Annotated in this window: 6 protein-coding genes; 3 read left to right on the forward strand and 3 right to left on the reverse strand. The window is 61.7% G+C overall.

The window, feature by feature from the left end; all coding sequences use genetic code 11:
• Positions 1 to 203 (reverse strand): hypothetical protein (locus Q2941_RS49955; RefSeq protein WP_458197300.1); only part of this gene is annotated, 203 nt, incomplete at its 3' end.
• Positions 204 to 249: 46 nt separating this feature from the next.
• On the opposite strand from Q2941_RS49955, the gene Q2941_RS49960 reads away from it, so the two are divergent.
• The 3 genes from Q2941_RS49960 (at position 250) to Q2941_RS49970 (ending at position 5,661) form a co-directional block, all read left to right on the forward strand.
• Entirely contained in the window at positions 250 to 870 is a 621-nt protein-coding gene (locus tag Q2941_RS49960; protein ID WP_458197301.1) for a DUF2760 domain-containing protein, read from the forward strand.
• A 117-nt stretch (positions 871 to 987) separates the two neighbouring features.
• Positions 988 to 2,820 carry an Hsp70 family protein gene (locus tag Q2941_RS49965; protein WP_458197302.1) on the forward strand — a complete coding sequence of 611 codons (1,833 nt, stop codon included), beginning with the start codon at positions 988 to 990 and terminating at the stop codon, positions 2,818 to 2,820.
• 27 nt (positions 2,821 to 2,847) lie between these two features.
• Entirely contained in the window at positions 2,848 to 5,661 is a 2,814-nt protein-coding gene (locus Q2941_RS49970) for a hsp70 family protein (RefSeq protein ID WP_458197303.1), read from the forward strand.
• Positions 5,662 to 5,992: 331 nt separating this feature from the next.
• Here Q2941_RS49970 and Q2941_RS49975 read toward each other — a convergent pair whose 3' ends face one another.
• Together Q2941_RS49975 and Q2941_RS49980 are read right to left on the reverse strand one after the other, a co-directional pair.
• A complete protein-coding gene (locus Q2941_RS49975) occupies positions 5,993 to 6,835 on the reverse strand; it encodes a bifunctional allantoicase/(S)-ureidoglycine aminohydrolase (protein ID WP_027527141.1) in 843 nt (280 codons plus the stop codon).
• Between the two features lie 78 nt (positions 6,836 to 6,913).
• A partial coding sequence (locus tag Q2941_RS49980) for an ureidoglycolate lyase (protein WP_458197304.1) occupies positions 6,914 to 7,202 on the reverse strand: 289 nt, incomplete at its 5' end.

The following is a 7,202-nucleotide window of genomic DNA, read 5'->3' on the forward strand; positions in this document are numbered from 1 at the left end:
GGACGAAGGCACGTCAGCGCAGGGCCAAATCCCGACTCATGCACCGCAGCAAAGTGTGATTTGCTTACCTCTCGATGGTTGTGGAAACCTAACCGGGTCCGCGCCCGCGCTTTACAGCGGGCAAGGTTTGCCCGCTCTGCTGACGCGGCGAGATCGGGCCTGACCTGTTCCAGGCGGCGTGCCGCATAGGCCTTGAGGGACATGCGTCAATCAACGCTGATGCGGGTCAAAAGGGAGCTGCGGCTAAACATGCATGCGATGAAAGCGATCGCCATTATAGTGGTCCTGCTCCTGGTCGTGGTGAACGCTCTGGAATTGCTGCCGGCAGCTAGCGCATTCCAAATGTATCTATCGGGTGGGGCGGTGGCGCTGAGCCTTGTCGCGCTGATAGCGATCATGGTCTGGCGCGGCCCGTCACGGGATAGCCGAAGTGCTGGCGCTGAGGCGGCCCGACCGATGCCTGTTACGACTCGCGCAAACCGGGCAGACGCCGAGATCGTTAGCTTTTTGGCGATGCTGCAGGCAAGGGGCCGGCTGGTCGATTTCCTGATGGACGACATCAACGCGCATGATGACGCACAGGTTGGGGCGGCCGCGCGCGTGGTCCATGCCGGATGCAAGACCGCCCTGCTGGAGCACTTCCGAATCTCCCCAGTGCGCGCAGAGAGCGAGGGATCGACGGTGCAGGTCGCCGCTGGCTATTCGCCGGACGAGTACCGACTGCTGGGCAAGATCAGCGGCCCGGCGCCGTTCTCGGGAGTGCTTGTCCACCACGGCTGGAAAACGGATGCGGTGAATCTACCGCGCGTTTTGTGGAGTTCGACCGATCGACTTCCAGCAATCGCTCCGGCGGAGGTGGAACTGAGATAAGCGGGCCCGCATCGCCCGGCTGCCGGGCGCCCGACTCGGATCACGTACAACCGGTGCTTTCCATCACGCGCGGCTATTGACGCGAATTGACAGCACGACAACCAGGACAACCCCTTCATGAGCGCTCGTTTCAGTTTTGCTATCGACCTCGGCACGAGCAACAGCGCAATCGCGATCGCCGATCTCGAGAGTGGTGAGACCAGGATTGTCGAAATCGCGCAGACCGTAGGGCCGAATCAAATCGGCGAGATGCTTACACTGCCGTCCGCCGTTTATATTCCGCACTCCGAGGAGTTCCCGGAGAGTTCTTTTCCTCTACCCTGGAATGATGCCGGGGAGCGCGTGATCATTGGCCAGTTCGCGCGCGAGCGGGGGGCGCTCGTGCCTGATCGCGTTGTGACCTCCGCCAAATCCTGGCTGTCCAACCCGCATATCGACCCGAAGCAGCAGATTCTGCCCTGGCGATCCGACATCGCGGAAGAGAAGCTCTCGCCACTCGAATGCTCGCGCCATTACCTCCAACATCTCAGGGAGGCGGTCCTACATACCGAGCGGGCGCAGGGGCGGGATTGGGACCTCGCGGAAGGCGAGATCGTTGTAACCGTTCCTGCCTCGTTCGATGAGGTCGCAAGAAGCCTCACCGCCGAGGCTGCCAAGGCTGCGGGCCTTGAGGACGTCACATTGCTGGAGGAGCCGCAGGCTGCATTCTACGCCTGGATGGCGCAGACGGGCAGAGAATGGCGAAAACTGATTGCTGATGGCGACATCGTGCTGGTCTGCGATGTGGGTGGTGGGACAGCGGATTTTAGCTTGATCGCGGTCACAGATGTCGAAGGGCGGCTGGAGCTTGAGCGTGTCAGCGTCGGCGAGCACATTCTGCTAGGTGGCGACAATATGGATTTGGCGCTCGCGTATGCGCTGAACGCCAAGCTTGAGGCCGCGGGCAAACGACTGGATTCCTGGCAGTTCCTGGCGCTCGTGCATGCCGCCTCCAAAGCCAAGATCGTGCTGTTTGATGATGCCGGGCTGGCGCAGGCGCCGATCGCGGTCCCGTCGCGCGGCTCCAGCCTGCTTGCCAAAACTGTCTCAACGACTCTCGATCGCGAGACACTGGAGCAAGTTGTCGTCGACGGTTTTTTCGCTAGAACCAGTGTCAACGACCTGCCGCACGAGAGCCGCATGACAGGGCTGCAGGAATTCGGTTTGCCCTATGCTTCCGACCCGGTCGTCAGCAAGCATATCGCCCAGTTTCTCGCTCGGAGTCTGCAGAACGTGAAGGCAAGCGAAAAGCTTGCCGCTCTGGTGGAGGTTTCGGCTGGCGCGCAGGTGCTGATGCCGACCGCGGTCTTGTTCAATGGGGGCGTTTTCAAGGCCGCCCCAATCCGTACCCGGGTGCTTGAGCTGCTGGCGTCCTGGAATGGGGGCCAGCCAGTCCGCGAATTGGAGGGTTTCGAACCAGACCTCGCCGTCGCACGCGGCGGCGCGATCTACGGACGTCACCGCGCCACTGGCAAGGGCGTGCGCATTAAGGCCGGCGCGGCGCGTTCCTATTACATCGGCTTGGAAACGTCGATGCCCGCCGTTCCGGGCTACAAGCCGCCGCTGAAGGCATTGTGTGTTGTCCCGCAGGGGATGCAGGAAGGCACGGAACTGCTGATCGAAGGACGCGAGTTCGGCCTTGTCACCGGCCGCACGGCGGAGTTTCGGTTTTTCTCCTCCTCGGTACGAAGCGGCGATACGCCGGGACAGATACTCCCCGACGCCGAGCGTGACCTTGATGACGCTGGCCTACTCGAAGTCGCGATCCCGGCCCTTGACGTCCCGATGGGGCAGGTGGTGCCGGTCCGCGTCAGTCCCGTCGTCACCGAACTTGGCATCCTTGAGCTTTGGATGAGGCACACGAACTCCGATCGCCGATGGAAGGTTGAGTTCCAGGTCCGCACGGAATAGGGGCCGAACCGCCTCTGGAGGTAATTCTTGACGAAAGACCGCGCCCGCTTCGCCATCGGTATTGATCTCGGCACGACCAACTCCGCACTCGCATTCGCGCCACTGGTCGGCGAGGGGACGCCAGAAGTCCTTCTCGTCCCGCAACGGGAAGGCCTGGCGAGTCTGACCGAGAAGCCAACGCTAGCTTCTTTCCTGTACCTGCCAGAGGAAGCGGAAGCGGCACACTTCCGCGGTGAGGAGGTCGGAGCCGGACAATGGATCGTCGGCCTTTTTGCACGCATAAAGGCAAGCGAAGCGCCCGGACGGGTCGTCCATTCCGCGAAGTCGTGGCTTTGCCATCACGCCGCCGACCGGTTGGCACCCTTTCTGCCATGGGGATCAACGGTTCTGGCACGTGAGCAGAAAATCTCGCCGGTACGCGCCTCGGCACTGATTCTGAACTATTTGCGGGGGATCTGGAACAGTCGGTTTGCCCAGGCCGGCTTTGCGTTCGATGATCAGGACATCACGGTCACCGTCCCGGCTTCCTTCGATGCGGCGGCGCAACGACTGACGATTACCGCCGCAGAGGAAGCGGGCTTCCCCGGTGATGTGCGACTGCTCGAAGAGCCACAGGCTGCGTTCTATTGCTGGCTGGAAAGCCACGACCCAGCGCGCGAATTATGGCAGCGGCCCGACAACGGCGATGCCCGGCTGCGACACGTGTTGGTTATCGATATCGGCGGCGGAACGTCGGATTTCAGCATTTTTGAAGTTCGCCTGAGCGAGCAAACGCCGGACCCTGACATCAGGCGTGTCGCGGTGAGCGAGCATACGCTGCTCGGCGGCGACAATATCGACCTTGCCGTCGCCCATTTCCTGGAGCCGCGGCTTGCTGGGGCGGGCGGCCGGCTTTCCGGCCCGCAATGGGATCAGCTCGTCGCCGCCTGCCGTCATCTGAAAGAGCTCGCGCTCGCCGCTACGGGGGCGCCGGATGAGCGGTTCGTTGTTGCACTGGCCGGTCGCGGGTCGGGGATGGTCGGCAGCTCGCAGACAGCGACGGTGATGCGGGCGGAAATCGAGAGCCTATTGCTGGACGGATTTTTTCCCTTCTGCGACGCGGCGGCGCGGCCGTACCGGACGCACGCGGCACTGAGGGAATGGGGGCTTCCTTATCCTCCCGACAGCGCGATAACCCGACACCTTGCCGAATTCCTCAACGATCGCCCGCGCATTGATGCCGTCCTGTTCAACGGCGGATCCGTCCGACCGCCGCTCCTGCGACAAAGACTCCGCGAGCAGATCAGAGGTTGGCAGGACGGCTTCGTACCCCAGGTTCTGGAGAATGAGGAGCCGGATCTGGCGGTGGCGCGCGGAGCCGCGCGATTTGGTGCCCTCCTCCACCACCGTTCGGGTCGCATCGCCGCTGGGGCCGCCGCTGCGATCTTTCTCGAAGTGGAGGGGATACAGGCAACGGATCGCGAGACTGTGCGCCCGCCCCTCGTGTGCGTTCTTCCTCAGGGTGCAGCGCCGTCGCAGCTTTTTGAGATCACTGATCTTGGGCTTAAGCTCCGCACCGATCAGCTGGTGCGCTTCCAGGCTTATTCCTCAACCCGGAAGAGCGTCAGCCGGGCCGGAGACATCGTTTCCTGGTCCGAAGGCGAATTTCACGCGTTGCCCCCGCTCCAGACCATCGTCAGGACGGCTGAGCTATCCGGTCCGGAAGCGGGCGGGATGTTGTCCGTCGGTCTGACGGCGCGGATGAACGCACTGGGGTTGCTCCACATCTCGTGCGTCAGCGCCGATCCCGCCGTCCAGCAGTCCTGGCCGCTGGAATTCAACATGCGCGAGCACGTCCAAGGCGTCGCGGGCGCGCCCGGTGCGGGGCGGGCGCGGGAGGCAAACGCTCCGATTGAACCGAACGCGTCAGCGGACGCGCTGGAAACGGCACGCAGGCAGATCGGGATCGTGTTCACCCAGCCTGCCAGTAACAACAAAAGGAACAAGATTACTGCTGCCACGATCCTCAAGGGTATGGAGCGCATCCTCGCATCTGCCAGAGGTGAATGGAACGGGCCCCTGCTGCGCGCCCTTTGGCCGGCGCTTGAGGAGCGGCGGGACGACAGACGACGTTCCGCGGACCACGAAGAGGCTTGGCTCATCATGGCTGGATTCCTGCTGCGCCCGGGCTTCGGCGTTGTCCGGGACGACCTTCGTATCGATGCCCTGTGGCGGGTGCACGATGATGGCCCGTGTTTTCCTGGTCGGCGCATCAAGAGCCAAGAATACATCCTCTGGCGCCGGGTGGCGGGCGGGCTCACGCGCGAACGCCAGACCAGGCTTATGGCCGGAGAGATCGAGAGGATCCGCAGCGGCAGGGCGCCCGACGAACTCGTGCGTCTGGCTGGATCCCTGGAACTGATCCATCACGACACCAAGGCGGAACTGGTGCGTTGCCTCTGCGACATCGCGGTGACGCTTGTACGGGCTAAGCGGCACTGCGCTCCTTATCTTGCGGCGCTCGGGCTCCTGCTCAACCGCACTCCGCTCTACGCAGGGCCGGAGACTGTCGTCTCGCCCGATCTCGTCGAGCACGCGTATCAGGCTTTCCAGCGCTTCGATTGGACTACGCCGGAGTTGCTCGACCTGCAGATTCTGTTCCTCCGGGCCGCGCGCGTTGTCGACGATCGGAGTCTGGATCTACCCATGTCTTTGCGCGGCCTGATTGCAAGCAAACTGGAGAAATCCGGCGTTCCTGCGCTGCAGACCGCAAAAATCAAAGGTTTCGTTCCGATCGGACGATCCGATCGGGCCAGTCTATACGACGATTCACTCCCCCCTGGTCTGATCCTGATCGAATAGACACTTAGAACAGGAGTCGCGGCACAAGTCGGTCATCCCTATCAACGCTCTTATTAAGAACGAACTAGGCCGCGATCCGCAAGCCATCGGCGTTGTGAACCGAATGGGCGTGGTGATCATAGACCCGTTCGCCGGCCGAGACATTTCGAAAAGACAGATCGAGATCTATTGTCAAGCCGCGTCCTCAGACCTTGACTGCCTTCGATCGATTTTCGATCAGGGCGTAGGTTGAACCCCTCGGATGAAACGCCGGTCTCAGCGTCCCGAGCGCTTCAGCCCAACCTCAATCCATCCCATGAACTCCCGGTGCATACGCCGTTGCGATCGCCCCCTACGGCGCTATTGGTCGCAAGGCCCGCAGATCCATATGCCGATTCACGTCCTTGTAGAGGAGATAGCGGAATCGTCCGGGGCCACCGGCGTAGCACGCCTGGGGACAAAAAGCACGGAGCCACATGTAGTCTCCGGCTTCGACCTCGACCCAGTCCTGGTTGAGCCGATAGACCGCCTTGCCTTCGAGAACATAGAGCCCGTGCTCCATAACATGCGTCTCTTCAAATGGGATCGACGCGCCAGGCTCGAAAGTGACGATGGTGATGTGCATGTCATGCCTGACATCCGAAGGCTCGACGAAGCGCGTAGTCGCCCACCGCCCTTCCGTGTCCGGCATGGGCGTTGGCGCGATCGAGCTTTCGTTGGTGACGATCGCCTCCGGCGCCGCGAGGCCTGGCACGCTCTGATATAGCTTCCGGATCCAGTGAAATTGCACCGAATTGGAGCTACGATTCTTCACGCTCCAGCGGCACTTGGGAGGAAGATATACAAAGCCTCCGGGCTCCAAAGCATGCTCTGCCCCGTCGAGTGTCAAAGTCAACTTGCCTCCAACGACGAACAGCGCGCCTTCCGCTTCCTTATCTGGCTCCGGACGTTCACTTCCTCCACCCGACGCTACATCGATCAAGTAGTGGGAGAAGGTTTCTGCAAAACCGGACAAAGGCCGAGCCAGCACCCAAACGCGGGCATTATCCCAGTAAGGAAGGTAGCTGGCGACGATGTCGCGTATTACGCCTTTGGGTATCACCGCATAGGCGTCCGTAAACACCGCGCGACCGGTCAAAAGCTTGGTCTGGGCTGGATGTCCTCCTGCTTGCACGTGATAGATTTGAGACCGCATTCTTATGCCTCTTAAAGATGATTGGTGCGGACGTTCGCCGAGGTCTTAGCCCTGCTTCGTCGTGTTGCCCAAACGTGTTTACGCTGCTCTATCGGGCACGACACGCAGCCAGCTTGCTTCTTCAAGCCACATTTCTTCGAGGTTAGCCTCCGGCCCCTTTCTATCGACAACAACGAACGGGCTGGCGTCCCGGGCGACCAGCAGAGGATGGTGCCAGCAGTTGCGCGCGTAGTTCACGCCCTGCCGTCCCGACGCAACAAACGCCCGATAGCTCGAAAGATCGTGCGGATCTGTGCACACGACCACGAACCAAGGCATATCGTTCAATGGGATGAACAACTGGCTGCCGAGGGGATGACGCTCCATG

This window comes from Bradyrhizobium sp. UFLA05-153 (genome assembly GCF_054185185.1).